We start from the raw sequence: 24464 nt of genomic DNA, 5'->3' as shown, positions 1-24464 counted from the left end.
TTGGGGCGGCCATGCGCGCCGCCCGCAACGCGAGGAATTCCGCCCATGACTATCCACGTGCGCCAGAACGCGCCCAAGACCCTGCAATTCACCGCCACGGCCGAAGGCCACGACCTGCCGCTGGACATGCCGCAGCCACAGGGCGCGGGCCCGGATCCACACGACTACTTCGATACGGCGCTGGGCGGCTGCAAGGCCATGACACTGATGGTCTACGCGCAGCGCAAGGGGCTGCCGCTGGAATCGGTGGGGGTGGACGTAGTGCGCGACGCCAGCGAGGAGCGCAAGGGCGTCTATCGCCTGACCGCCAAGCTGACGCTGCATGGCGAACTGTCGGACGCGCAGATCGACGAGCTTCTGGCCGTGGCCGAGAAATGCCCGATCCACAAGCTGATGACGGCGGTGGACGTGCAGGTCTCGACGCTGATCGTGCGGCCGGCCTGAGGGGCCGGCGGTCCTGGGCCGGCGGCGCTGCCGCCGCCGGCCCGCTTGGCCGGGCGCGGCGCCCGGCCAGGCAGGTCTTACTCTTCCATGCCCGGAACGATCGTCGAGAAACCGGCGTCCACGTGGGTGATTTCACCCGTGACGCCGGCGGCCAGGTCCGACAGCATGAATGCGGCGACGTTGCCGACGTCATCGATGGTGACGTTGCGGCGCAGCGGCGCCTGGGCCTCGACGAACTTCAGGATGGCCGAGAAGTCCTTGATGCCGCTGGCGGCCAGCGTCTTGATGGGGCCGGCCGAGATGCCGTTGGCGCGGATGCCGCGCGGACCCAGCGCCGTGGCCAGGTAGCGCACGCTGGCTTCGAGCGAGGCCTTGGCCAGGCCCATGGTGTTGTAGTTGGGCACCACGCGTTCGGCGCCCAGGTAGGTCAGCGTCAGCACCGAGCCGTTGCGGCCTTCCATCAGCGGCAGCGCGGCCTTGGCCATGGCGGCGAAACTGTAGGCCGAGATGTCGTGGGCGATGCGGAAGCCTTCGCGCGACAGGCCGTCCAGGAAATTGCCGGCGATGGCTTCGCGCGGGGCGAAACCGATCGAGTGCACCAGGCCGTCCAGACCGTCCCAGCGCTTGGCCAGCTCGGTGAAGGTGGCTTCGATCTGGCTGTCTTCGGCGACGTCGCAGGGCAGCACGATGTCGCTGCCGAATTCGGCGGCGAATTCGGCCACGCGGTCCTTGAAGCGGTCACCGACGTAGGTGAAGGCCAGTTCGGCGCCCTGCTGGTGACAGGCGCGCGCGATGCCGTAGGCGATGGAGCGGTTGGAAAGCACCCCGGTGACCAGGATGCGTTTGCCGGCGAGAAAGCCCATGTGAGGTTCCTTTGATTTTTTTCCTGCTGGAGACCGCCTATTTTAAGGAGTTTGGCGGCCTCGCGGACAAAACGGCGCGGCGCCCGGGTGGGCGCCGCTGCGAAAGACGGATCGGCGGGGGAGTCAGCCGCGGGCGTTGGTGCCCGGCACGCGCAACTGGGCGCCGATCTTGAGGGCATTGCCCTTGAGGTTGTTCAGGGCGCGCAGAGCGTCCACCGAGGTGCCGTACTGCTTGGCCAGCGAGAACAGCGTATCGCCCTGGCGCACCTTGTGCGTGCGCACGTTGGGACGGGCGGCCGCGCCGCGCGCGGCGGGGGGCGCGGCCTTGCCGCGCGGCGCCGGCGCCTTGCTGGTGTTGACCGGGGCAGAATCGAGCGCGCCGACCGGCGCGGCCAGCGAGGCCAGTTGCACGCCGCCGGCGCCGGGGTCGCCCGGCACCAGCAATGACTGGCCCGAGGCCACCTTCTGGCGCGAGCCGATGTCGTTGGTCTCGCGCAGCTTGGCTTCGGTCACGCCGAAACGCTTGGCGATCGAGGCGTACGATTCGCCGCGGCGCGAGTGGTAGACCTTCCAGGCGCTCAGGTCGCCCTTGTAGTTGGTCAGGTTGGCGTTGAAGATCTCGACGCGGTCAGCCGGCAGCAGCAGGGTGGGGGCGTGGTCGCCGCGGATCACGGGCCGGTTGAACGACGGGTTCAGCGCCTTGAATTCGTCCAGCGGCATCTCGGCCAGCTTGGCGGCGATCTCCAGGTCGATGTCGCTATTCTTCTGCACCGTCACGAAGTACGGCGTGTTGCCGACCGGCGGCAGCGCCACCGCGTAGCGCTGCGGGTCGGCGATGATGTTCTTGATGGCCTGCAGCTTGGGCACGTAGTTGCGGGTCTCGTCCGGCATGTTCAGGGACAGGTAGTCCGTGGGCTGGCCGGCGGCCTCGTTCTTGGCCATGGCGCGCTGCACCGAGCCTTCGCCCCAGTTGTACGAGGCCAGCGCCAGGTACCAGTCGCCCTGCATCTCGAACAGCTTTTCCAGGTAGTCCAGCGCCGCGTTGGTCGAGGCGATGGGGTCGCGGCGCTCATCGCGCCACCAGTCCTGCTTCAGGTTGAAGTGCTGGCCGGTGGCCGGCACGAACTGCCACAGGCCCGAGGCCTGGGCGCGCGACAGCGCGGTGGGGTTGTAGGCGCTTTCGACGAACGGCAGCAGCGCCAGCTCGGTCGGCAGGCCGCGGCGGTTGATCTCGTCGACGATGAAATACAGGTATTTGCCGGCGCGCTCGGCCATGCGCTGCACCGCCTCGGGGTGGGACGCGTAATAGTCGGTCCACTGCTGCGAGAGGTCGGTGTTCAGGTTGGGGATGGCGAAGCCGCGGCGGATGCGGTCCCAGGCGTCGACCGGCGGATTGGTCAGGTCGACCGTGCGGGACGTGTCGCGGGCGATGTAGCGCCCTTGGGAGTTGGTGGTGAGGTTCTTGCTGTCGTGGGATTTGGTTCCTGCGCAACCGGCGAGGACTGCCAGCAGAAGCGGCAGAAGGAGTCGGGAGAAATTCATCGGGCGGTCACTTGAAATCGTTCTTCCATTCACGAAGGGAGGCAAAAACCTCTACCGGCGTCGGGTGGTCGTGGCCGGCCCAGTTGCCTGCGGCGCGGACGACGTCAGCTTGCTGCGTGCGCAAAAACGGATTGGTCGCGCGTTCCTGGCCGATGGTCGACGGAAGCGTGGGGAGACCTTCTGCGCGTAATTGCCGGGCCCGCTGATACCACTGTTGCAGGGTGCGGTTGGCGGGTTCGACCGCCATGGCCCAGCGCAAGTTCGCTAGAGTGTACTCGTGTGCGCAAAAAACCTGTGTATCTGGCGGTAAAACAGAAAATTTTTCCAAGGAATCAGACATTTGCGCGGGGGTACCCTCGAAAAGCCGGCCACAGCCCCCGGCAAACAGGGTGTCTCCACAGAACAGCACAGGCTGTTTTCCCGCGGCCCGGCCGGTGTACGCGATGTGGCCCGCGGTATGCCCCGGCACGTCCAGCACCGTCAGGTCCAGGTCCAGTTCCGGCAGCACCACACGGTCGCCCTCGGCCAGGGGAACATCGCAGCGCGGCAGCTTTTCGCGCGCCGGGCCATATACGGTGATATCGCCAATGCGGGACAATTCAAGCACGCCGCCCACATGGTCGCCGTGGTGGTGCGTGAGTAGAATGGCGCGCAGCTTCAGGCCTTCGCGGGCCAGCCATTGCAGCACCGGGCCGGCTTCGCCGGGGTCGACCACGGCGGCCTGCCCGTCGCGGACGATGGCCCAGATATAGTTGTCGGTGAAGGCGGGCAGGGGCAAGACCGCGGCGTTGCGTTCGCGGCCGCCTGCGGGGGCGGTCAAGGCTTGCATGGGATTCGAAGGAATGAAGACGTGGCAGAAGAAACTCCGCCGATTGTAGAACTGGCCGAATGGTTCCAGACCCCGCCAGGGCAATACGCCCTGGCCTGGGAGCGCGCGCAGTTCGACGCGGCCGTGGCGGACGTCTTCGGATATTACGCCTGGCAGGTCGGCCTGGCCGACCTGAATCTGCTGCGCGCCAACCGCATGCCCTTCAAGGGCTATGTCGGCACGGAAACCCCCGCGCCCGAGAATATCGCCGGTTGGCAGTCGCGCGTGGTGCTGGCCCAGCCCGAAGCGCTGCCGTTCGAATCGCAGAGCGTCGACCTGCTGATCCTGCCGCACGCCTTCGAATGCACCAGCGAGCCGCACAACGTGCTGCGCGAGGTCGAGCGGGTGCTGGTGCCGGAAGGGCGGGTGGTGATCTCCGGTTTCAATCCCTGGAGCATGTGGGGCGCGCGCACCCGCATGCCCGGCATGGAGCCCTGGCTGCCGCAGCCGCCGTCGTCGCAGGTCTCCCTGCCGCGCCTGAAGGATTGGTTCAAGCTGCTGTCGCTGGAGGTCGAGCAAAGCCATTTCGGCTGCTACGCGCCGGCCTGCCGCAGCGAGAAATGGCTGCAGCGCTGGGGCTTCCTGGAATCGGCCGGCGCGCGCTGGTGGAGCCTGGGGGGCGCGGTCTACCTGGTGTCGGCCGTCAAGCGCGTGGCCGGCATGCGTATCATCGGCCCCGCCTGGAAAACCAAGCCCAAGCGCGCCCGCGCCGCGTCGGTGGTGGTCAACCGCCAGGCCGGCGACGGCTTCGACCGCTCCTGAGCGGCGGGCCGGATTCATATCGAAAGAACAAGGACATACAAGCAGCACCATGCAGGACAACAACGCGAACGACCAGAAAGTGGAAATGTGGACCGACGGCGCCTGCAAGGGCAATCCCGGTCCGGGCGGCTGGGGCGTGTTGATGCGCGCCGGCGCGCACGAAAAGACCATGCACGGCGGCGAGGCCCAGACCACCAACAACCGCATGGAACTGCTGGCCGTGATCGAGGGCCTGCGCGCGCTCAAACGTCCGTGCACGGTCACCATCCACACCGACTCCCAGTACGTCATGAAAGGCATGACCGAATGGCTGGCCAACTGGAAGCGGCGCGGCTGGATGACGGCCGACAAGAAGCCGGTCAAGAATGCCGAGCTGTGGCAGTCCCTGGACGAGCAGGTGCGGCGTCACACCGTGTCGTGGCGCTGGGTCCGCGGCCACGCCGGCGACCCCGGCAACGAGCGCGCCGACCAATTGGCCAACCAGGGCGTCGAGTCGGTCCGGCGCGCTTGAACGACCCGCCGGGCGGCGCGGCGTGCCGCCTGGTGTCCGTCAATGACTCCGTGTTTTCACCGATGCGGATGCGCGGGCGTGGCCGCCCGCATCGGGAAATACCCTGGGTCGGCCGGTTTAGTGCTTTCAGCGCGCTTCAGGATTGTTCCAGGTTGTAAATCCGGTGCTAAAGTGCCAACCCTTGATCCTGTTCCTGCGGCGCCGTCCCAGCGGGGGATGCCTGGCACGCGCCGCGATACCGCCACATTCGCATGAAAAAAGCTGCATTGCTGGCCGCCATCGCGGCAGGAGTGGCCGCGGGGGCCGCTCTGGGCGTATTCGTGCCGCGCTGGCTCGCGCCGGCCGCCACGCCGGCGGCCAGCGCCGCCGCGCCCGCCAAACCCGTCTCCAAGGCGGCTCCAGTGCGGGTCGAAGTCTCCGCCGTCACGGAAATTCCGTTCGCCCGCGGCCTGTCGGCGGTGGGCAGCCTGCGCTCGGATGAGGCCGTGATGCTGCGGCCCGAAGTGGCCGGCCGCATCCAGTCGATCGAGTTCAAGGAAGGCCAGCCGGTCAAGCGCGGCCAGGCGCTGATCCGCCTGGACGATTCCGTGCCGCGCGCCGAACTGGCGCAGGCGCGCGCCAACCTGGCGCTGGCGCAGAGCCACTATCGCCGCGCCGTGGCGCTGCAGGCCAAGGGCTTCGTCAGCCAGCAGGCGCGCGACGAGTCGGCCAGCACGCTCAAGGTGCAGGAGGCCGCGGTGGCGCTGGCGCAGGCGCGCCTGGACAAGATGACCATCAGCGCGCCGTTCGCCGGTTTCGCCGGCCTGCGCAGCGTGTCGGTCGGCGACTATGTGAACCAGGGCCAGGACCTGGCGCCGCTGGAGGCGATCGACCCGCTCAAGGTGGATTTCCGTGTGCCCGAGATGTATCTGAGCAAGGTCGGCGTGGGCCAGCAGCTCACGCTGCGGCTGGACGCCTTGCCCGGCCAGGAACGTCCCGGCCTGGTGTATGCCGTCAGTCCGCTGGTCGACGCGGGCGGGCGCTCCATCCTGCTGCGCGCCACCGTGGCCAACGCCGATTCGCTGCTGCGTCCGGGCATGTTCGCGCGCGTGCAACTGCTGTTCAACCAGGACAAGGCGCTGGTCGCGCCCGAGGCGGCGTTGTCGCCGTCCGGCGAGACGCAGTACGTGTACCGTGTCAAGGACGGCGTGGCCGAGCGCCGCGAAGTCACCATCGGCGAGCGCCGCGAGGGCAAGGTCGAGATCCTGACGGGCGTGGCGGCCGGCGACGAGCTGGTGGTGTCGGGCCTGCAGCGCGTCACCGATGGCGGCCCGGTGCAGATCGTAAAAAACGGCGCCTGACGCCATCTTCCCAGCGAACGGCGGCCCCTCATGCGTATCTCGGAAACCTGTATCCAGCGGCCAGTGTTCGCGTCGGTGCTATCGCTGGTCATCGTGCTGATCGGGCTGATCTCGTATTCGCGCCTGACGGTGCGCGAATATCCGAAGATCGACGAGCCCATCGTGTCGGTGGACACGACCTACAAGGGCGCCTCGCCCGAGGTGATCGAGTCGCAGGTGACCAAGCCGCTGGAGGACCAGTTGGCGGGCATCGAGGGCGTGGACGTGATGACCTCGCGCAGCCGCTCCGAGCGCAGCCTGATCAACATCAAGTTCAACCTGTCGCGCAATCCGGACGCGGCGGCGGCCGAGGTGCGCGACAAGGTCTCGCGCGCGCGCCGCTTCCTGCCCGACGAAATCGACGAGCCCATCATCGGCAAGGTCGAGGCCGATTCGCAGCCCATCATCTACATCGCGGTCGAGTCCGGCGCGTATTCGGCGATCCAGACTTCCGACTACATCAACCGCTACATCAAGACCCGCTTGTCGGTGCTGCCCGGCGCGGCCGAGGTGCGCGTGTTCGGCGAACGCCTGCCGTCCATGCGCATCTACGTGGACCGCGACAAGCTGGCCGCCTACGGCCTGACGGTGCAGGACGTGGAATCGGCGCTGCGCAGCCAGAACGTGGAGATCCCGGCCGGCCGCATCGAGTCGCGGGCGCGCGAGTTCTCGGTGGTGTCGTCCACCGACCTGCAGACGCCGGCGCAGTTCGAGAATGTCATCGTCGCCAACGTCAAGGGCTATCCGGTGCGGCTGCGCGACGTCTCCAAGGTCGAGATCGGCGCGGCCAACGACCGCATCCTGTCGCGCTTCAATGGCAAGCCGGCCATCAACATCGGCGTGACGCGCCAGTCCACCGCCAACCCGCTGGAGCTGTCCAAGGCCGCGCGCGAGGAAGTGGCGCGCCTGAACGAGAACCTGCCCGCGGGCATGAAGCTGACCATCGCCTACGACTCGTCGGTGTTCATCGAGCGCTCCATCGACTCGGTGTTCCACACCATTGGCGAAGCCATCGTCCTGGTGGTGCTGGTGATCTTCTTCTTCCTGCGCAACCTGCGCGCCAGCATCATTCCCATCGTCACCATCCCGGTGTCGCTGGTGGGCGCCTGCGCGCTGATGTACCTGTTCGGCTTCTCGATCAACACGCTGACGCTGCTGGCCATGGTGCTGGCCATCGGCCTGGTGGTGGACGACGCCATCGTGGTGCTGGAGAACATCTACCGCCACATCGAGGACGGCATGCCGCGCAAGGAAGCGGCGCTGCGCGGCTCGCGCGAGATCGGCTTCGCCGTGGTGGCCATGACCATGACGCTGGTGACGGTGTACGCGCCGCTGGCGTTCGCCACCGGCCGCACCGGGCGGCTGTTCATCGAGTTCGCGCTGGCGCTGGCCGGCGCGGTGCTGGTGTCCGGCTTCGTGGCGCTGACGCTGACGCCCATGATGTGCTCGGTGCTGCTGCGCCACCAGAGCAGCCACAGCCGTTGGTACAACCTGATCGAAGGCTGGCTCAACGCCATGAGCAACGGCTACCGGCGGGCGCTGGCGCTGTCGCTGCGCCATCGCTGGGTGGTGGTGGCGATCGGCCTGGCGGTCGCGGCTGGCAGCGGCGTGCTGTTCAAGGTGGTCAAGAGCGAGCTGGCCCCGGTCGAGGACCGCGGCGTGGTGTTCGGCATCGTCAGCGCGCCGGAAGGCGCGACGCTGAACTACACCCTCGACAGCATGCTCGGCATCGAGCAGTTCTACGCGGCCATTCCCGAGGCCAGCGGCAGCCAGGTCACGGTGGGCTTTCCCACGGTCACGGATGGCACCGCCATCCTGCGCCTCAAACCCTGGGAAGAGCGCGGCCGCCGCCAGCAGGCCATCACCCAGGAGCTGCAGCCGCTGTTCTCGTCGCTGCCGGGCGTGCGCGCGTTCCCGACCAATCCGCCGTCGCTGGGCCAGTCGGCGCGTTCCAAGCCGGTCGAGTTCATCATCATGAGCCAGGCCTCGTACGCGGAGCTGTCGCGCCTGACCGAAGTGTTCCTGGCGGAGCTGCGCAAGTATCCCGGCCTGCTCAACCTGGACACCGATCTGCGCCTGAACACGCCCGAGCTGCGGGTGCGGGTGGACCGCGACAAGATGGCCGACGTCGGCGCCAACGTCGACACCGTGGGCCGCACCCTCGAATCGATGCTGGGCGGGCGCCAGGTGACCCGCTACAAGGACCAGGGCGAGCAATACGACGTGATCGTGCAGGTCACGCCGCGCGACCGCGCCACGCCCACGGATATTTCCGGCATCCACGTGCGGGCGCGCGACGGCAGCATGGTGCAACTGGACAACCTGGTGGCCGTGCACGAAGGCGTGTCGCCGCAGTCGCTGAACCACTTCAACCGCCTGCGCGCGGTCAAGATCGACGCCGCCGTGGCCCCCGGCTACGCGCTGGGCGAGGTGCTGGCCCACATGCACCAGGTGGCGCGCGAAGTGCTGCCCAACACGGTCGTGACCGACCTGGACGGCCAGTCGCGCGAGTTCCGCGATTCGTCGGGCAGCATCTACCTGGTGTTCGCCATGGCGCTGGCCTTCATCTACCTGGTGCTGGCGGCGCAGTTCGAGAGCTGGCGCAACCCGTTCATCATCATGCTGTCGGTGCCGCTGTCCATGACCGGCGCGCTGCTGGCGCTGTGGCTGACCGGCGGCACGCTGTCGATCTACAGCCAGATCGGCCTGATCACGCTGGTGGGCCTGATCACCAAGCACGGCATCCTGATCGTCGAATTCACCAACCAGTTGCGCGACGAGGGCAAGGCGCTGTTCGAGGCCGTGACCGAGGCCAGCGTGCTGCGCCTGCGGCCGATCCTGATGACCACCGGCGCCATGGTGCTGGGCACCGTGCCGCTGGCGCTGTCCTCGGGCGCGGGCGCCGAATCGCGCCAGCAGATCGGCTGGGTCCTGGTGGGCGGCCTGATGCTGGGTACACTATTGACCTTGTTCGTCGTGCCGGTGGCCTACACCCTGATCGCCACCGCACGCAGGAAACCCGGCCCGGCCGGCAGCGCAACGCATCCCCCGGCCGGCCCGGCGGATGGCCAGGCGCCGTCGGCGCCCGCGGCCCAAGCGTCGGAATAGCTTTATGCGCCAGATCATCTTTGACACTGAAACCACCGGGCTGGATCCCGCCCAGGGACACCGCATCGTCGAAATCGGCTGCGTCGAACTGGTCAACCGGATGGCCACCGGCAACAACCTGCACATCTACCTGAACCCGGACCGCGACAGCGACCCCGAGGCGCTGGCGGTGCACGGCCTGACCACCGAATTCCTGTCCGACAAGCCGCGCTTCGGCGACGTCGCCGACGAGTTCGTCAGGTTCATCCAGGGCGCCGAGCTGATCGCGCACAACGCCGCGTTCGACGTGAAGTTCTTCAACGCCGAGCTGGCCAAGACCGGCCGCGGCCCGATCACCGAGTACTGCGAAACGGTCACCGACTCGCTGCTGCATGCGCGCTCGCTGTTCCCGGGCAAGCGCAACTCGCTGGACGCGCTGTGCGACCGCTTCGGCATCTCCAATGCGCACCGGACGCTGCACGGCGCCTTGCTCGACTCGCAGTTGCTGGCGGAAGTCTGGCTGGCCATGACCCGCGGCCAGGACGCGCTGCTGATCGACGTCGACGACAACGACACGGGCGCGGGCGGTGGCGTGGTGCTGGCCAGGTTCGACGCCTCCGGCCTGCCGGTGGTCAAGGCCAGCGAGGCCGAACTGGCCGAGCACGAAACCTACCTGGCGGCGCTGGACAAGTCGGTTGGCGGCGAGTGCGTCTGGCGCAAGCTCGAGGCGCCGGTGGCGGCCGCCTGAAAGTTTTTTCCCGGCGACTTGCACACTTTCAAAAAAGCGTGCTAATATTTCGCCTCTTTCGGGGTGGTTAGCTCAGTGGTAGAGCACTGCCTTCACACGGCAGGGGTCACTGGTTCGAACCCAGTACTACCCACCAAAGACCCTCGAAGCGCATCGCCAGGCTTGAAAGCCGGCAGACGCGACTCGAGACCGGTGCAAGCGCTTTGCTCAAGCAAAGTCGCAAACCCGAACGACAATGAAGCCAACCTTAGCCGGTTGGCTTTTTTGTTTTGCGCGCCGCCTTGATATGCCGCAAGCGCGACCGCCCGATTTGCGCGCCATCGTGCCCCGGGTTGTCTATGATGAAATCTGAAGTCGCAAATTTCGGCCTAAATTTCGGCCTAAATTTCGGCCCAAAGCTCGGCCTAAAGCGCGAGCCTAAAGCGCGAGCCCAAAGCGCGTGGTCGGGCCGCGGCAACCGGATGTGGATGCAAAAGCAAGAGCAAAGGCAAACGCAGGCTGAGACGCGAAACGCGTCGTTTACCGGGAGACCTTCATGCACCCCAGCACCAACACCATGTTGATCATCATCGTCACGGGCGTGGCGCTCATGCTGCTCGGGTTTGGATTGCGCGACCGCAACATCGGCATGGGGTTGATGGGCATCGGCCTCATCACGGCCATCGGCACCATCATCTACAAGGCGTACATCACGTTCTATTGACGCCGCCGGGCGCGTGGTCCTGCGCGGTTCAGGCCTTGGGCGCGGCCAGCCGCGCCGCGCGCGCCAGCAGCGTGTCGAGCTGGTTGGCGAAGGCCTTGCGGTCCGCCTGGCTGAACGAAGACGGTCCGCCCGTGTCCACGCCGCTCGCGCGCAATTCCTCCATCATGTCCCGCAGGGCCAGCCGTTCGCGGATGGTCTCCAGCGAATAGCGTTCGCCGCGCGGGTTCAGCGCCATGGCGCCTTTTTCAAGTACCTGCGCCGCCAGCGGGATGTCGCCCGTGATCACCAGGTCGCCGGCCGCCGCGCGTTCGGCGATGTAGGCATCGGCCACGTCGAAGCCGCGCGGCACCTGCACCGCGCGTATCAGCGGGGAGGGCGGCGTATGCAGCGCCTGGTTCGCCACCAGGGTCAGGGGCACCTGCCAGCGCTGCGCGGCGCGGAACAGGATGTCCTTGATGACCCCGGGGCAGGCGTCGGCGTCGACCCAGATATGCATCAGCCCAGGGCCTTCTGCAAGGCCTCGGCGATGATGTCGTTGGTGCTCAGGCCGCGTTCGGCGGCCGCCGCGCGCAACTGGTCCGCCTGGGCCTGCGACAGCTTCAGCGGAAACGGCACCAGGCCGGCGGCCTGGTCGAGCTTGCGCTGTTCACGGCGGTCGGGCGCCTGCGAGGCGGCGCCGAAACGGTCGGGCGTGCCGGCTTGCTTGAGTTGGCCGGCCAGTTTCAGCGCCTGGTTCTTTTGCAGATCGAATTTGTTCATGGATATTCCTGATTGGGAGCGCCATCATAAGCGCAAGCGCCGTCAGCGGGGTTTGGCATTCTCCAGCGCGGCCAGGCCTTCTTCCGCGCCGTCGTGCAGCGGCACGGTCAGGCCGCGCCGGGCGTTGGCGATGTTTACCTGGGCGCCCTGGGCCGAGCCGGCCGCCAGCAGGTCCTGCCCGGTCTGGTAGACCGCCCGTACCACCTGCAGGGCTTCGTCGCGGGTCAGCGCCGAGGTGGTCAGCAGCAGCGCCGCGGTGCCGATGGTGGCGACCGGGTCGGGCTGGTTCGGATAGGTGCCCGCCGGGATCTCCAGCGGCATCAGCCCGTTGTCCTGCGCGGCCAGCGCCTTGACCGCGGCCGGATCGAGCGGCAGCAGTTTCAGGTGCGCCTGGGTCAACGCGTCGCGCAGGGGCGTGGCGGGAATGCCGATCACCTGCGCCGCGGCATCGATCGCGCCGGCATTGAGCGCCGGCAGCGAGGCGGTGAAAGGCGTGGGAATCGCCTCGTAGTCGCGTCCGGCCTGCAGGCCATGCGCCGCCAGCACCGCCTCCAGCGTGGCCCGCACCGCCGAACCCTCCGCGCCGAGCGCGATCTTCCTGCCTTTCAGGTCGCGCACGCCGCGCAGGCTGGCGTCGTCGCGCACGACGATATGCACCATTTCGGGATAGAGGCTGCCCAGCGCGCGCAGGCCGGCGAACGGACCTTGCGAGGCGAACGGGCCGCGGCCCTCGTACGCCAGTTTGGCGGTGTCGGCCTGGGCCAGCCCGACCACGGCGTCGCCGCTGCGCAGCAGGGCGATGTTTTCGGCGCCGCCGCCGGTGATCAGCGGCGTGACGCGGATCTGGCGCGCCTGGCCCACCGCGCCCAGCGCCCGCGCGAAGGTGACGTACTCGCCGCGGTCGGGGCCGCCGGCCAGCGGATAGCCTTGCTGCATGCGCGCCAGCCGGCCGTTGATGCGGGCGACGGAGCGCTCCAGTTCCTGCTGCACCACGTGCTGCGCCGTGCTGGAGGCGCTGTAGGCGACCGAATGAGTGATCTGGTCCAGCGTTTCGAGCAGCCGCTGCGTCACGGGCGGCGGCGCGCCGGTATCGAGCGAGGGCGCTTCGGCGGCCTTGAAGCCGGCGGGCGTCACCAGCTCCCAGGCCTCGCCCGCTTTGCGGTAGATGGCGCTGGCATGCGCAACGATCCGGTCGCCGGCCTGGTTGCCGCTGGATTTCACACCGCTGATACTGCGCGGGCCCGCGCCCAGCAGCGTCACCAGCGCGGCGGCCCCAGGCTGGTCCCAGGCGCCCAGCGCGATGTCGCGCGTCACTTCCAGCCGCAGGTCGTAATAGACCACGCGGCGGGTCTCGCCGGCCGGCGCATTGCTGTCGGCGGCGGACCCCATGCGCTTGATTTCATCGATGCGGAACAGGTCCGCGCCATAGGTGGCGGCCAGGCCGCGTTCGACATCGGCGCGCAGCGTATCGACGTCGGGGGCGCGGCCGCAGGCGGCCAGGAGCAGGCACAGGGCCAGCAGGAAGAAGCGCTTGAGCATGATCACATCCCTCCCACGAACGGCAGGGAGATCAACGAGGTCAGGACGATCACGTTGAGGATGTCCACCAGGAACGCGCCCGTCACCGGCACCACGATGAAGGCCTGCGGCGCGGGGCCGTGGCGCCGCGTCAGCGCCTGCATGTTGGCGATGGCGGTGGCGGTGGCGCCCAGCGAAAAGCCGCAGAACGCGGCCGACATGATGGCGGCCTCGTAGTCGCTCCTGAGCAGGCGGAACACCACCCAGGCCGAATACAGCGCGCAGAACAGCGTCTGCACCGCCAGGATCAGCGCGAGCGGCCCGGCCAGCCGCGCCACGCTGCCCAGGTCCAGCGTCATCATCGTCATGGCCAGGAACAGCGACAGCGTGATGGTGCCGATGATCTCGGTGGCGCGGTCATCCAGCTTCAGGCCCAGCCGCTCGCCGCCGTTGCGGATCAGCACGCCGGTCGCCAGGCACCAGAGGAAATTGGGCAGGCTGACCGGCGCGCCCTCCACCAGCGTGGCCAGGTAGCCGCCCGCCACCAGGCAGACGAAGGCGGCGGTCATCGAGGTGATGAACGAGGCCGCCGTCGATGGCGGTTGCGCCCCGGTCAGGTCGGGCGCCTCGTGGCCCGCCGTCGCGCGGCGATCCAGGCTGCCGGCCAGCTTGTGGCGGCGCATCAGCCATTCCGCCACGGGGCCGCCGACCACGCCGCCCAGCACCAGGCCGATGGTCGCCGCCGTCATGGCCAGCGCCATGACGTCCTGGATATTGTTGACGTCGGCAAAACGGGTGGCGTAGGCCGCGCCCGTGCCGTGGCCGCCGACCAGTGTGATGGTGCCGCCCAGCAGCCCCATCAGCGGATGCATGTCGAGCAGCCAGGCCATGCCCAGCCCGACCGCGTTCTGCAGCACCAGGAAGGGGATCAACGCCAGCAGGAAGGCGATCAGCCGCGGGCCGCCCTTGGCCAGCAGCTTCAGGTTCGCCGTCAGGCCGATGCAGCCGAAGAACAGCAGCAACAGGGTCGGTTTGATGCTGGTTTCCAGGGACACGGCGTGGCCGCCCCAGGTCGATAGCGCGTAGGCGCCGATCGCGAACAGCAGACCGCCGACGATTGGGTCCGGGATGCTGTAGCGCGCCAGCACGCCGATGCGGGTGGTCAGGACGCGGCCGATGGCCAGCACCAGGCAGCAGGCCAGCAGGGATTGGACGGGCGAGAGTGAAATCATGGAAACCTTCGTGCCTCGCGGGGCAACGGACGAGAGAGGCGGGCGCGCGTGGCCCCCCGGGGGAGGTCAGAACGGAAAGGCGCGCGCCATGTAACTGGCCTGCGGGCCATAGCCCTCGAGCTTGGCGGCCAGATCGCGGCCGCCGCCGGCGACCGGCGCATAGCCATGACGCAGCCAATAACCCACGGCCGAGCCCAGCGACACCAGGCTGGCGCGTCGCAGGCCCGCCTGCGTGGCGCGCCCGGCCGCGGTGCGCAGCAGGGCCTGGCCCACGCCCAGGCCCTGCGCCGAGGGCGCCACGGCGCAGTCGTGCAGGAACCAGTGGTCGGCGGGCTCCGGCAGCGTGGTCAGCGGCGCATCCAGGGTCGGCGGCAGACCGGCGTCCCACGGATACGAAACCAGATAGCCCAGCAGCCCGTCCCGCGGCGTGGCGGCTTGCGCCACCCAGCAGTGCGCCGGGGCCAGCGCCAGCCGGTTCAGGAAGAAATCAGCGCTTTCCAGGAGGAACCCCGGATAGGCGCCGGCCTGGACTTCGAGGATGGCGTCCACGTCGCCGGCCAGCATGGGGCGGACTCGATATTGCATAACACCCTGTGAAAACAAGAACTTCCCGCATTTTACCGACGCCCGGAAGGCGTCGCTTCACGTCTCTTAACAAATCGGGGACAGAGATTTACGCGACTTTATATCTCTGCCGGCCACGCTGCCTAGAATCGCCGGAATGCGACCAGTCTTATAGCCAGGGCATTTGATGAAAATTCGACGATGGCTTGCGCATACTGCCCGGCATAACGTCCCGCATTCCAATTTCAGAGCATCATGCATATCCAATTCCGGTCCGAGCCCCAGGGGCAACACGTCCTGACCAAAGCGTTTCCCATGGAAGCGGTCTGGGGGACGGCGGCCGCCAATGTGCCGTACGACGCCTGCGTCACCTGCGTCATTCCGTGCCTGAATGAATGCGAGAACCTGCGCGTGCTGCTGCCGCTGCTGCGCAGCCGGCTGTCGGCGTTGTGCTCCGGCTGGGAGATCATCGTCGCCGACGACGGCAGCACCGATGGCACCGAGGCGCTGATGGCCGAATGGTCCCAGTACGATGGCTTCCGCTACGTGCAACTGTCGCGCAATTTCGGCAAGGAAGCCGCGCTCAGCGCCGGGCTCGAAAGCGCCACCGGCGACGTCGTGATCTGCCTGGATGCGGACATGCAGCATCCGCCCGCCCTGATCGAGCAGATGCTGGCCCGCTGGGCCGCCGGCGCCGAGATGGTCTACGCCGTGCGCGAAACCCGCAGCGACGAGTCCTGGGTCAAGCGCACCGGCGCCCGCTGGTTCTACAAGCTGCTGAGCGGCGCCCGCGGCGTGGACGTGCCGGCCCACGCCGGCGACTTCCGCCTGATGAGCCGCAACGTGGTGGACGCGCTGAACGCGCTGCCCGAGCGCACCCGTTTCATGAAGGGGCTGTACGCCTGGGTCGGTTTCAAGGGCGAGGCGCTGCCTTACACCCCCGACGAACGCATGCACGGCGACAGCCGCTTCGGCAGCATGCGCCTGGCGCGGCTGGCGCTGGACGGCCTGACCGCCTTCACCACCTGGCCGCTGCGCCTGGTCAGCCTCGTCGGCGTGCTGTTCGCCGTGCTGGCGATGGCCTACGCGGCGTACCTGGTGATCGATTTCCTCGTGTCCGGCAACCCGGTGTCCGGCTGGACCACCATCGTGACGGCCGTGCTGTTCTTCGCCGGCGTCAATCTGATCTCGCTGGGCGTGGTGGGCGAATACGTCGCCCGCATCTTCGACGAGGTCAAGGGGCGCCCGCTGTTCGTCGTGCGCCGCCGCCAGGGGCAGGCCGCCCGCGCCGACAAGGTCGCGCACTGATGGCCGCCGCGATGCAACAGCCGGCGCGTTCCGATTGGATCCCGCCGGCGGGCAGGTTCCTGCTCGCCATCGGTTTCTGGCTGGCCTTCCTGGCCTGGGTGCGGCCCCTGACGCTGCCCGACGAGGGCCGCTACGCCGGCGTCGCCTGGGACATGCTGCGCAGCGGTTCGCACATGGTGCCGCTACTCGACGGCATGCCTTATTTCCACAAGCCGCCGCTGTACTACTGGCTGACCGAGTTGTCCTTCACGGTGTTCGGCGTGCACCCCTGGGCCGCGCGCCTGCCGTCGCTGTTGGCCTCTTGGGCCGCCATTGCCGGGCTGTACGCCTTCGTGCGCCGTTACCGCGACGCCGCCAGCGCGACGCTGACCGCGCTGGTGCTGGCCACCGTGCCGTTCTTCTACGGCGGTTCGCAATTCGCCAACCTGGACATGCTGGTCGCCGGCATGATCACCCTGTGCGTGCTGGCCGCGGCCGACACCGTGCTGCGTGTCGAGCGCGGCGAGGCCTATCGCTGGATGTCGCTGGCCGCCGCCGCGCTGGCCGGCCTGGCAGTCCTGGCCAAAGGCCTGATCGGCCTGGTGCTGCCGGGCGCAATCCTGTTCGTATGGCTGGTCTGGAGTCGCCGCTGGCGTGGCCTGGGGGCGCTGGTCTGGCCGCCCGCGTTGCTGGTGTTTGCGGTGGTCGCGGTGCCGTGGTTCGCGCTAATGCAGATCCGCTATCCCGGGTTCTACGACTACTTCTTCGTCTACCAGCATTTCCAGCGCTTCGCCGCCTCCGGTTTCAACAACGCCCAGCCGTTCTGGTTCTACCTGCCCGTGGTGGTCGGCCTGAGCCTGCCGTGGTCCCTCTGGGGCGGCGGCATCTTGCGCAAGGCGTTCTGGGCGGAGGGCCCCCAGCGCGACCTGCGGCGCCTGGCGCTGATCTGGTTCGTGGTGGTGGTAGGCTTTTTCTCGCTGCCCAACTCCAAGCTGGTCGGCTACGTGTTGCCGGCGTTGCCGCCGCTGGCCTTCCTGCTGGCGGAAGTGATCGTCGCCGCGGCGCGCCAGAAGAGCGACGTCCTGACGCCGCGCCTGGTGCGCATCTGCGTGGCCGTCGGCGCCGGCATCTGTGTGCTGGCCATCGGCATCGCGGCGCACTCCGCCCGTGGCAGCGCCGGCCCGCTGGCCGCACAGATCCGTTCGCTGGCTCAGCCTGCCGATACCTTCGTGTCGTTGCACACCTATCCGTTCGACCTGGCGCTGTACGCCAAGGCGCCCAACCCGACCTGGGTGGTGGACGACTGGCTCAATCCGGAAGTGCCGGTGCGCGACAACTGGCGCAAGGAACTCTATGACGCCGCCAAGTTCGAGCCCCAGGTGGGCAAGCAGGTGCTGATCAGCGCCGACGAATTCCACGCCCGCCTGTGCGCGGCGCCCGATGGCGCCCGCTACTGGGTCTGGGGCACCAAGTCGGACGCGGGCAGCTACCGCGCCCTGGCCGGCCTCGAACCGGCGGCGAACAGCGTGAAATACGTGATCTGGCAGGTGGTCTCGGACGCCGCGTTCAAGCAGCGGGCTTGTGGCGGAACGCCCAAAGCCGGCTCGTGATGAAGGTGGCCACCGCCAGGCCGATCAGGATGAGCGCCAGCAGGATGTCGTAGCGGATGGCCGTTACCCGCAGCAACCAGGCGTAAGCGGATTCATTGATGATGAAGCCCGCGGCTGAAATGAAGAAGAAACGACGTACTGCTATGGTCCAGGGTGTCTTCGAATGTCTGAACGTGAGCCGATAGTGTCCGCTGAAGGACACCACGAACGCCACCAGCCAGCCGATCAGGTTGGCCAGGAGCGGGGCCGCGCCCAGGCCTTCGACGCAGGCGACCGCGACGCCCCAGTGGGTGGCGGCCGCTGCGCATCCGACGAAGACGAACAGAATGACTTGCTGAAGCAGGGCGCGCATGTGGGGCGTGTCGATGAAAAAAAGCGGGGTGAGGACTTGACCAAACGCATAGTGATTTGCGGTGACGATTTTGGCATGAATGCCGATATTGATGAAGGCATGATCGCGCTCGCCGGCATGGGCCGGCTGAGCGCGGTCAGTTGCCTGTCGCTGGGACCGACCTTCCGCGCCAATGCGGCGCGGCTGGCGGCGCAGGACGCCGATCTCGGCTTGCACGTGAACTTCACCGAGCCCTTGGGCAATGGTTTCGATGCCGACCTGCCGCCGCTGTCGAAGTTGATCCTGCGTGCCTATCTGCGGCGCCTGGATGCGGCCTGGGTCGACCAGCACCTGGCGCGTCAGTTCGACGCCTTTGAGGCAGCCTTCGGCCGCGCTCCCGACTACGTCGACGGCCATCAGCACGTGCACCAGTTGCCCGTGATCCGCGAACGCCTGCTGGTCATGCTCAAGCAGCGCTACGGCGCCCGCATGCCGTGGTTGCGCCAGACGGCGCCCGGCATGCTTTGCGGCATTCCGCTGAAGGAATCGCTCAAGGCGCGCATCATCGGCGCGCTGGGCGCGGCCGAACTGGGCCGCCGCGCCAACCGTGAAGGCCTGCGCACCAACCGCCGGCTGCTGGGTGTCTACGGTTTCGAGGGGGGCAAGCGGCGCTATGCCGACCTGCTGCAGAACTGGCTGTTCAATGCCCGCGACTGCGATCTGCTGATGTGCCATCCGGCCAAGGACAGCCAGGGCGGCAGCGCCATGGCGCGCCAGCGCCGCGCCGAATACGATGTGCTGGCCTGCCCCAAGCTGGGCGACTGGCTGGCCGCCAACGGCGTGCGCATTTCGCGCCTGCCGCACACCGCGCGCTAGGCGCGTCGTGCGCCAGGGCGTCCACGCTTGCCGACATTAGGCCCGCGTCAGGCTCTGCAGCAGCCAGGCGCCGGCCGGTCCCAGCGGGCGGCGGGTCGACCACACCGCGTCCACCCGGATCTGGCGCGGCCAGCCCGGCACCGCCAGTTCCACCAGTTGCCCGCGGCCGAAGCGCTGCAGCATCCAGCGCGGCAACTCGGTCCAGCCAAATCCCAGCGTGGCCATTTCCAGCAGCATCAGGTAGCCCGGCGCCGACCATGTCGACTGCGACGGCGCGGGGTCCTTGTCGTCCAGCTCATAGGTGCTCAGGCGCAGCTCGCGTTCGGTCTTCAGGTGGTCCCGGGTCACCCCGGAAAGCGTCGCCAGCGGATGGCCGCGGCCCACGCACAGCACGATCTCCGACGCTTCGCGCAGCGTCGCGTGGGCCATGTCGGGCGGATAGCTTTCCTGCGCCGCCATCAGCCCCAGGTGGGCGCGGCCCTGCTGCACCAGCGCCACCACGTCCTCGTATTCCGCGATCAGGCACTCGAAGCGCAGCGCCGGATAGCGCTGGTCGATCTGGCTGAGCATGTTCTCAAAGGTTTCGGACTGAAACGTATCCGACAGCACCACGGTCAGGCGCGGCTCCAGTCCGGCCGACAGCTGGCTGGCGCTGCGGTTCAGGCGGTCATTGGCCGCCAGCACCTGCAAGGCCTGGCCCAGCAGCACCTGGCCGGCCTCGGTCAGGGACGGCTGGCGCTGGCTGCGGTCGAACAGCGTCACGTTCAGGTCGACCTCGAGGTTGGCGATGGTCTCGCTGACGGTGGACTGGCTCTTGCCCAGCTTGCGGGCCGCCGCTGAAAAGGTGCCCTCGGCGGCCACCTGGGCGAAGGTGGCCAGGGATTCCAGGGAATGGCGCATGGATGGGTGTTGTATCGGAATTTCCGATGGATTCTATCTTTATCGTACCGGAAATATCGTCGAAAATCCCCCGGTCACTGAAACAAACGACCTCAGAGGTGGGTCATGACGCAAGCCAAGAAAACCATCAAAGAGCGCTTCATCCACGCTTTCCTGTTCGAGATTCTCGCCATTGGCCTGTGCGCGCCGGTGGCCGCCTGGGCCATGGGCAAGTCGCTGTTCGAAATGGGCGTGCTGACCGCCGTGATCGCCTGGGTCGCGCTGGTCTGGAACATGATCTACAACGCCGGCTTCGACCGCCTGGAGAACCGCCTGGGCATCACCCGCAACCTGCGCGTGCGCGTGATCCACGCGTTCGGCTTCGAGCTCGGGCTGATCCTGATCGTGATCCCGCTGGCCGCCTGGTGGCTGAACATCAGCCTGTGGCAGGCCTTCGTGCTGGACATCGCGCTGGTGCTGTTCTACCTGCCGTACGCCTTCTTCTACAACCTGGGCTACGACCGCGCCCGCCCGCGCGTCCTGGCCTGGCTGGCGCGCGGCGCCAAGGACGCCGCCGCCCCGGCCGCGAGCGCTACGCGTCAATCACCTTGCGCGTAAACATCTCCAGGTAGTCCATCAGCGAATCCGCGCCCTGGATGGCCGCCGCTTCGTCGCCCGTGGCGATGCCGGCGGCCATGGCCATGTGGCGGCGCGCGCCTTCGGCGATGTCGCCCTCGTGCTGGTAGGCGTACCAGAAGCGGCGGCACTGGATGATCAGCGGTTCCACCGCATTCACCGCCGACACGTTGCGACAGGCGCTGTGACAGACGTGGTCGAGCAACTGGTCGGCCTGCATGTAGTCGTCCAGGTTGCCGCCCTCGGCCGCGCGCACCATCTGCGTCGCGCATTCGACGATCTGGCCGCGCTGCGCCGGCGTGGCGCGGCGCGCGGCGCTGGCGGCGATCAGCTGCTCCAGCGCCCGGCGGGTCTGGATCAGGTCCATGTGGTCGGCCAGCTGGATCATCGAGACCCGCAGGCCGCGCCGCGGTTCCTGGCGGATCAGGCCGGCCGCCACCATGCGCAGCAAGGCTTCGCGCAGCGGGGTGCGGCCCAGGCCGGTCTTTTCGACCAGATCGGCTTCCACGACCGCGCTGCCCGGCTGCAATTGCAGGGTGGCGATCATGCTTTCGATCTGGTCGTAGGCGACGTCGGCGGCGCGCCGTTTGGGTTCTGCTCCTGCCATCAACGGTTGTTTTCCTTCGTTTTGCGCCACTGCGTGTAGGCCAGCCATTCGCCGACGAACCCGCGCCGGAAGAACGACACGCACAACACGAAAATCAACCCGATGACGATGGTGACGACATCGCCCAGGGTGGCCAGGTAGTTCTGCAGGCTGACGACCAGCGTGGCGCCCACCACGGGGCCCCACACGGTGCCGATCCCGCCCAGCAGCGTCATCAGCAGGACCTCGGTGGAGGTGGCCAGCGACACGTCGTTGAGCGCCACCAGCTGCAGCACCAGCGCCTTGAGCGAACCCGCCAGGCCGGCCACCGAGGCCGACAGCACGAACGCCAGCAGCTTGCACCGATCCGTATCGTACCCCAGCGAAATCGCCCGCGGCGCGTTGTCGCGGATGGTCTTGAGCACCTGTCCGAAGGGCGAATGGATGACCCGGTAGACGAACAGGAACCCCAGCACGAACACGCCCAGCGTGAAGTAATACATGTTGGTGTCGGCGCTCAGGTCGACCAGGCCCAGGAACTTGCCGCGCGGAATGCCCTGCATGCCGTCCTCGCCGCGCGTCCAGCGCACCTGCACCGCCATGAAATAGGCCACCTGCGACAGCGCCAGCGTGATCATGGCGAAATAGATGCCGGTGCGGCGGATCGCCAGCCAGCCGATGGCATAGCCGATGGCGGCGGCCATGGCCACGCCGCACAGCATCGCCAGCTCGGGCGGCAGGCCGGCCGCGCCGTACAGGATCATCATTTCGCCCGCGGCATAGCCGGCCCAGCCGAAGAAGGCGGCATGGCCGAACGACACCAGGCCGGTGAAGCCGGTCAGCAGATTGAAGGCCAGCGCGAACAGCGCGAAGCACAGCACCTTCATCACGAATACCGGATAGACCACTTGCGGGAACCACGGAACCAGCAGCGCCGGCACCAGCAGCAGCGCCAGGATGCGGAGGGAAAGAGGAAAGCGCGACACCTTATTTCTCCTTGCCGAACAGGCCCGCGGGGCGCGTCAGCAGCACCACCGCCATCACGATGAACACGACCACGGTGGACGCTTCGGGGTAGAACACCTTGGCCAGGCCCTCCAGCAGGCCCAGCGCCAGGCCGGTGACGATGGCGCCCATGATCGAGCCGAGGCCGCCGATCACCACCACCGCGAACACGATATTGAGCAGGTTGGAGCCCATCAGCGGGTTGATCTGCATGACGGGCGCGGCCAGCACGCCCGCCACGCCGGCCAGCGCCACGCCGAAGCCGTAGGTCAGCGTGATCATCACCGGCACGTTGACGCCGAAGGCCTGCAGCAGCCGGGCGTTCTCGGTGCCGGCGCGCAGCAGCGCGCCCAGGCGGGTGCGCTCGAACAGGTACCAGGTCAGCAGGCACAGCAGCAGCGACGCCACCACCACGAAGGCGCGGTACGCCGGCAGGAACATGAAGCCCAGGTCGAAGCCGCCCTGCAGGATCTCGGGCGGCTCGTAGCCCACGCCGGATATGCCGTAGAAGTAGCGGAACCCGCCTTCCATCATCAGCGCGATGCCGAAGGTCAGCAGCAGGCCGTACAGGTGGTCCAGGTGGTAGAGCCGCTTGAGCAGCGTCTTCTCGATGACCACTCCGACCGCGCCGACAATCAGCGGCGCCAGCACCAGGGCCGCCCAGAAGTTGATCTGCGCGCCCGGGCCCAGCAGTTGCGGAAGCTGGGTGAAGCCGATCCACGCCAGGAACGCCGCCATCATGAACTGGGCGCCGTGGGTGAAATTGACGATGTTGAGCAGGCCGAAGATGATGGCCAGCCCCATGCTGAGGATGGCGTAGAAGCAGCCGTTGATCAGCCCCACCAGCAGTTGGGCGAGCAGGGCGGGAAGCGAGATGTCGAACATAGTGGGCGGCGATCGGACACGGGACGCGTCGGTTTGCGGGAGGCGCGCGTTGCCGCGCGCCGCGGGCGGATCGAACCGGCGCCGGGCGCAAGCCGCCCGGCGCCAGCGGGCGTCAGGACTTGTTCAGCGCGCAGGCGGCCTGCGGCTTGGGAAAGACCTCGTCGCCCTTGAGCACCGACTTCACGTGGTAGTAGTCCCAAGGCGCCTTGGACTCGGCCGGCGCCTTCACCTGCAACAGCAGCATGTCGTGCACCAGCGCGCCATCCGCGCGCAGCTTGCCGTTGCGGATCACGGCGTCGTTGATGGTCATCTCGCGCAGCTTGGCCATGACCGCCGGCGCCTCGTCGGTGCCGGCCGCCTCGATCGCCTTCAGGTACGACAGCGTGGCCGAGTAGACGCCGGCCTGCGAGGCCGTCGGCATCTTCTTGGCCTTCTCGAAGAACTTCCTGGCCCAGGCGCGCGAGGCGTCGTCGTAGTCCCAGTAGAACGCCTCGGTCAGGTACATGCCCTGTGCCTTGGCCAGGCCCATGCTGTGCACGTCCGAAATGTAGGTGAGCAGCGGCGCCACGATCTGCTTCTTGGTGATGCCGAATTCGTTGGCCTGCTTGACCGCGTTGACGGTGTCGTTGCCGGCGTTGGCCAGGGCGATCACGTCGGCCTTGGAGGCCTGCGCCTTCAGCAGGAACGACGAGAAATCGTTGCCGGGGAAGGGGTGGCGCGACACGCCGACGACGCTGCCGCCGTTCTCCTGGATGACTTCGGTGGCGTCCTTCTCCAGCGAATGGCCGAAGGTGTAGTCGGCGGTGATGAAGTACCAGCTCTTCTTGCCTTCCTTGACCAGCGCGCGCGCCGTGCCGGCCGCCAGCGCGTAGGTGTTGGTGGTCCATTGCGCGTTCAGCGGCGAGCACTTCTCGCCCAGGATCGCCGTCGACAGGCCCGCGGACGGCATGGTCACGCGGTTCTTCTGGCGCGCGATCTCCATCACGGCCAGCGCGGTCGACGCGGTGGGGAAGTCGGTGATCATGTCGACCTTGCCCTGGTCGAACCATTCGCGCGCCAGGTTGGCGGCGACGTCGGGCTTGTTCTGATGGTCGGCGGCCACCACCTCGACCGGCTTGCCCAGCACCTTGTTGCCCATCTCCTCGGCCGCCATGCGCGCCGCGATCACCGAGCCGTTGCCGGCCAGGTCGGAATAGACGCCGGACAGGTCGGTCAGCACGCCGACCTTGACGATGCCGTCGCTGATGCCGGTCTCGGCGTGGGCGGCGCCCGCCAAGCCGATGGCGCACAGCGCCGCTGCAATTCGATTCAATTTCATCTGACTACGCTCCGTAGGGGAATGGGGGGACTGCGGTCGGAAGCAACACGGGAACTGCAATGACGGGGAAC

The 24464-nt window shown here is 67.7% G+C and carries 25 protein-coding genes and 1 tRNA gene; 12 read left to right on the top strand and 14 right to left on the bottom strand.

Annotated features, from left to right (window positions below):
* Positions 1–45 precede the first annotated feature (45 nt).
* Positions 46–444, top strand: a complete 399-nt coding sequence (locus HV783_RS15970) for an OsmC family protein (protein WP_049071273.1) — start codon at positions 46–48, stop codon at positions 442–444.
* Between the two features lie 77 nt (positions 445–521).
* Here HV783_RS15970 and fabI read toward each other — a convergent pair whose 3' ends face one another.
* The 3 genes from fabI to gloB form a co-directional block, all read right to left on the bottom strand.
* Positions 522–1307, bottom strand: coding sequence for an enoyl-ACP reductase FabI (gene fabI, locus HV783_RS15965; RefSeq protein ID WP_006388687.1), 786 nt, complete (start codon positions 1305–1307; stop codon positions 522–524).
* A gap of 123 nt (positions 1308–1430) precedes the next feature.
* On the bottom strand, positions 1431–2849 hold the full coding sequence (locus HV783_RS15960) for a transglycosylase SLT domain-containing protein (RefSeq protein WP_175143912.1): 1419 nt from the start codon (positions 2847–2849) through the stop codon (positions 1431–1433).
* Between the two features lie 7 nt (positions 2850–2856).
* Complete coding sequence (gloB, locus tag HV783_RS15955; protein WP_054503494.1) at positions 2857–3678, bottom strand: hydroxyacylglutathione hydrolase; 822 nt, start codon at positions 3676–3678, stop codon at positions 2857–2859.
* Between the two features lie 21 nt (positions 3679–3699).
* Here gloB and HV783_RS15950 point away from each other — a divergent pair, with 21 nt between their 5' ends.
* From HV783_RS15950 to HV783_RS15920, 7 genes are all read left to right on the top strand, one after another.
* Positions 3700–4479, top strand: a complete 780-nt coding sequence (locus HV783_RS15950) for a class I SAM-dependent methyltransferase (protein ID WP_054503495.1) — start codon at positions 3700–3702, stop codon at positions 4477–4479.
* A gap of 49 nt (positions 4480–4528) precedes the next feature.
* Positions 4529–4990 (top strand): ribonuclease HI, encoded by a 462-nt coding sequence (gene rnhA / locus HV783_RS15945; RefSeq protein ID WP_049071280.1) that lies wholly within the window; start codon positions 4529–4531, stop codon positions 4988–4990.
* A 251-nt stretch (positions 4991–5241) separates the two neighbouring features.
* Positions 5242–6330 (top strand): efflux RND transporter periplasmic adaptor subunit, encoded by a 1089-nt coding sequence (locus tag HV783_RS15940; protein WP_144657025.1) that lies wholly within the window; start codon positions 5242–5244, stop codon positions 6328–6330.
* Between the two features lie 30 nt (positions 6331–6360).
* Positions 6361–9477 carry an efflux RND transporter permease subunit gene (locus HV783_RS15935; protein ID WP_064526177.1) on the top strand — a complete coding sequence of 1039 codons (3117 nt, stop codon included), beginning with the start codon at positions 6361–6363 and terminating at the stop codon, positions 9475–9477.
* A gap of 4 nt (positions 9478–9481) precedes the next feature.
* The gene (dnaQ, locus tag HV783_RS15930; RefSeq protein ID WP_175189452.1) at positions 9482–10204 is read left to right on the top strand and encodes a DNA polymerase III subunit epsilon; all 723 of its coding nucleotides are present in this window, start codon (positions 9482–9484) and stop codon (positions 10202–10204) included.
* Positions 10205–10265: 61 nt separating this feature from the next.
* Positions 10266–10340: transfer RNA gene (locus tag HV783_RS15925), tRNA-Val, on the top strand.
* 399 nt (positions 10341–10739) lie between these two features.
* Positions 10740–10907 carry a hypothetical protein gene (locus tag HV783_RS15920; RefSeq protein ID WP_006388695.1) on the top strand — a complete coding sequence of 56 codons (168 nt, stop codon included), beginning with the start codon at positions 10740–10742 and terminating at the stop codon, positions 10905–10907.
* A 28-nt stretch (positions 10908–10935) separates the two neighbouring features.
* Here HV783_RS15920 and HV783_RS15915 read toward each other — a convergent pair whose 3' ends face one another.
* The 5 genes from HV783_RS15915 to HV783_RS15895 all read right to left on the bottom strand — a co-directional run bounded on the left by HV783_RS15915 (position 10936) and on the right by HV783_RS15895 (position 14980).
* Positions 10936–11403: a YaiI/YqxD family protein gene (locus HV783_RS15915; RefSeq protein ID WP_175189451.1), complete on the bottom strand. Its 468-nt coding sequence runs from the start codon at positions 11401–11403 to the stop codon at positions 10936–10938.
* Positions 11403–11666: a hypothetical protein gene (locus HV783_RS15910; RefSeq protein ID WP_175189450.1), complete on the bottom strand. Its 264-nt coding sequence runs from the start codon at positions 11664–11666 to the stop codon at positions 11403–11405. The genes HV783_RS15915 and HV783_RS15910 overlap by 1 nt, the downstream gene beginning before the upstream one ends.
* Positions 11667–11708: 42 nt before the next feature.
* Positions 11709–13211, bottom strand: a complete 1503-nt coding sequence (locus tag HV783_RS15905; RefSeq protein WP_054503501.1) for a TAXI family TRAP transporter solute-binding subunit — start codon at positions 13209–13211, stop codon at positions 11709–11711.
* Positions 13208–14416, bottom strand: coding sequence for a sodium/glutamate symporter (gltS, locus tag HV783_RS15900; RefSeq protein ID WP_144657033.1), 1209 nt, complete (start codon positions 14414–14416; stop codon positions 13208–13210). The genes HV783_RS15905 and gltS overlap by 4 nt, the downstream gene beginning before the upstream one ends.
* 66 nt (positions 14417–14482) lie before the next feature.
* Positions 14483–14980 carry a GNAT family N-acetyltransferase gene (locus HV783_RS15895; RefSeq protein WP_175189449.1) on the bottom strand — a complete coding sequence of 166 codons (498 nt, stop codon included), beginning with the start codon at positions 14978–14980 and terminating at the stop codon, positions 14483–14485.
* 315 nt (positions 14981–15295) lie between these two features.
* Here HV783_RS15895 and HV783_RS15890 point away from each other — a divergent pair, with 315 nt between their 5' ends.
* A complete protein-coding gene (locus HV783_RS15890) occupies positions 15296–16288 on the top strand; it encodes a glycosyltransferase family 2 protein (RefSeq protein ID WP_064526266.1) in 993 nt (330 codons plus the stop codon).
* A complete protein-coding gene (locus HV783_RS15885) occupies positions 16288–17877 on the top strand; it encodes a glycosyltransferase family 39 protein (RefSeq protein ID WP_054503505.1) in 1590 nt (529 codons plus the stop codon). Before HV783_RS15890 ends, HV783_RS15885 begins: the two co-directional genes overlap by 1 nt.
* Here the strand turns inward: HV783_RS15885 and HV783_RS15880 are convergent.
* Positions 17834–18229 (bottom strand): GtrA family protein, encoded by a 396-nt coding sequence (locus tag HV783_RS15880; RefSeq protein ID WP_081273537.1) that lies wholly within the window; start codon positions 18227–18229, stop codon positions 17834–17836. The two genes, HV783_RS15885 and HV783_RS15880, sit on opposite strands and share 44 nt — an antisense overlap.
* A 36-nt stretch (positions 18230–18265) precedes the next feature.
* Here HV783_RS15880 and HV783_RS15875 point away from each other — a divergent pair, with 36 nt between their 5' ends.
* The gene (locus tag HV783_RS15875; protein WP_054503551.1) at positions 18266–19084 is read left to right on the top strand and encodes a ChbG/HpnK family deacetylase; all 819 of its coding nucleotides are present in this window, start codon (positions 18266–18268) and stop codon (positions 19082–19084) included.
* A gap of 36 nt (positions 19085–19120) precedes the next feature.
* On the opposite strand, the gene HV783_RS15870 is transcribed toward HV783_RS15875, so the two are convergent.
* Positions 19121–19984, bottom strand: a complete 864-nt coding sequence (locus tag HV783_RS15870; protein ID WP_054503506.1) for a LysR family transcriptional regulator — start codon at positions 19982–19984, stop codon at positions 19121–19123.
* Between the two features lie 105 nt (positions 19985–20089).
* Here HV783_RS15870 and HV783_RS15865 point away from each other — a divergent pair, with 105 nt between their 5' ends.
* Complete coding sequence (locus HV783_RS15865; RefSeq protein ID WP_054489606.1) at positions 20090–20581, top strand: multidrug/biocide efflux PACE transporter; 492 nt, start codon at positions 20090–20092, stop codon at positions 20579–20581.
* Here HV783_RS15865 and HV783_RS15860 read toward each other — a convergent pair.
* From HV783_RS15860 to HV783_RS15845, 4 genes are all read right to left on the bottom strand, one after another.
* Positions 20556–21206 (bottom strand): GntR family transcriptional regulator, encoded by a 651-nt coding sequence (locus HV783_RS15860; RefSeq protein ID WP_054432716.1) that lies wholly within the window; start codon positions 21204–21206, stop codon positions 20556–20558. The two genes, HV783_RS15865 and HV783_RS15860, sit on opposite strands and share 26 nt — an antisense overlap.
* Positions 21206–22171, bottom strand: a complete 966-nt coding sequence (locus HV783_RS15855) for a branched-chain amino acid ABC transporter permease (RefSeq protein ID WP_049071298.1) — start codon at positions 22169–22171, stop codon at positions 21206–21208. Before HV783_RS15855 ends, HV783_RS15860 begins: the two co-directional genes overlap by 1 nt.
* A gap of 1 nt (position 22172) precedes the next feature.
* Entirely contained in the window at positions 22173–23075 is a 903-nt protein-coding gene (locus tag HV783_RS15850) for a branched-chain amino acid ABC transporter permease (protein WP_006388713.1), read from the bottom strand.
* A 112-nt stretch (positions 23076–23187) separates the two neighbouring features.
* Positions 23188–24393 (bottom strand): ABC transporter substrate-binding protein, encoded by a 1206-nt coding sequence (locus tag HV783_RS15845; RefSeq protein ID WP_175168067.1) that lies wholly within the window; start codon positions 24391–24393, stop codon positions 23188–23190.
* Positions 24394–24464 lie beyond the last annotated feature (71 nt).

This window comes from Achromobacter dolens (assembly GCF_902859745.1).
GTDB lineage: Bacteria > Pseudomonadota > Gammaproteobacteria > Burkholderiales > Burkholderiaceae_B > Achromobacter > Achromobacter dolens.
The sequence above is the reverse complement of the archived record's forward strand: the minus strand, read 5'-3'. Positions and strand labels throughout refer to the sequence as shown.

Bases quoted from the DNA above. Each gene is read 5' to 3' on its own strand.
- HV783_RS15970 (WP_049071273.1), top strand. From the start codon at position 46: ATGACTATCCACGTGCGCCAGAACGCGCCCAAGACCCTGCAATTCACC.
- fabI (WP_006388687.1), bottom strand. From the start codon at position 1,307: ATGGGCTTTCTCGCCGGCAAACGCATCCTGGTCACCGGGGTGCTTTCC.
- HV783_RS15960 (WP_175143912.1), bottom strand. From the start codon at position 2,849: ATGAATTTCTCCCGACTCCTTCTGCCGCTTCTGCTGGCAGTCCTCGCC.
- gloB (WP_054503494.1), bottom strand. From the start codon at position 3,678: ATGCAAGCCTTGACCGCCCCCGCAGGCGGCCGCGAACGCAACGCCGCG.
- rnhA (WP_049071280.1), top strand. From the start codon at position 4,529: ATGCAGGACAACAACGCGAACGACCAGAAAGTGGAAATGTGGACCGAC.
- HV783_RS15940 (WP_144657025.1), top strand. From the start codon at position 5,242: ATGAAAAAAGCTGCATTGCTGGCCGCCATCGCGGCAGGAGTGGCCGCG.
- HV783_RS15935 (WP_064526177.1), top strand. From the start codon at position 6,361: ATGCGTATCTCGGAAACCTGTATCCAGCGGCCAGTGTTCGCGTCGGTG.
- dnaQ (WP_175189452.1), top strand. From the start codon at position 9,482: ATGCGCCAGATCATCTTTGACACTGAAACCACCGGGCTGGATCCCGCC.
- HV783_RS15920 (WP_006388695.1), top strand. From the start codon at position 10,740: ATGCACCCCAGCACCAACACCATGTTGATCATCATCGTCACGGGCGTG.
- HV783_RS15915 (WP_175189451.1), bottom strand. From the start codon at position 11,403: ATGCATATCTGGGTCGACGCCGACGCCTGCCCCGGGGTCATCAAGGAC.
- HV783_RS15910 (WP_175189450.1), bottom strand. From the start codon at position 11,666: ATGAACAAATTCGATCTGCAAAAGAACCAGGCGCTGAAACTGGCCGGC.
- gltS (WP_144657033.1), bottom strand. From the start codon at position 14,416: ATGATTTCACTCTCGCCCGTCCAATCCCTGCTGGCCTGCTGCCTGGTG.
- HV783_RS15895 (WP_175189449.1), bottom strand. From the start codon at position 14,980: ATGCTGGCCGGCGACGTGGACGCCATCCTCGAAGTCCAGGCCGGCGCC.
- HV783_RS15890 (WP_064526266.1), top strand. From the start codon at position 15,296: ATGGAAGCGGTCTGGGGGACGGCGGCCGCCAATGTGCCGTACGACGCC.
- HV783_RS15885 (WP_054503505.1), top strand. From the start codon at position 16,288: ATGGCCGCCGCGATGCAACAGCCGGCGCGTTCCGATTGGATCCCGCCG.
- HV783_RS15880 (WP_081273537.1), bottom strand. From the start codon at position 18,229: ATGCGCGCCCTGCTTCAGCAAGTCATTCTGTTCGTCTTCGTCGGATGC.
- HV783_RS15870 (WP_054503506.1), bottom strand. From the start codon at position 19,984: ATGCGCCATTCCCTGGAATCCCTGGCCACCTTCGCCCAGGTGGCCGCC.
- HV783_RS15865 (WP_054489606.1), top strand. From the start codon at position 20,090: ATGACGCAAGCCAAGAAAACCATCAAAGAGCGCTTCATCCACGCTTTC.
- HV783_RS15860 (WP_054432716.1), bottom strand. From the start codon at position 21,206: ATGGCAGGAGCAGAACCCAAACGGCGCGCCGCCGACGTCGCCTACGAC.
- HV783_RS15850 (WP_006388713.1), bottom strand. From the start codon at position 23,075: ATGTTCGACATCTCGCTTCCCGCCCTGCTCGCCCAACTGCTGGTGGGG.
- HV783_RS15845 (WP_175168067.1), bottom strand. From the start codon at position 24,393: ATGAAATTGAATCGAATTGCAGCGGCGCTGTGCGCCATCGGCTTGGCG.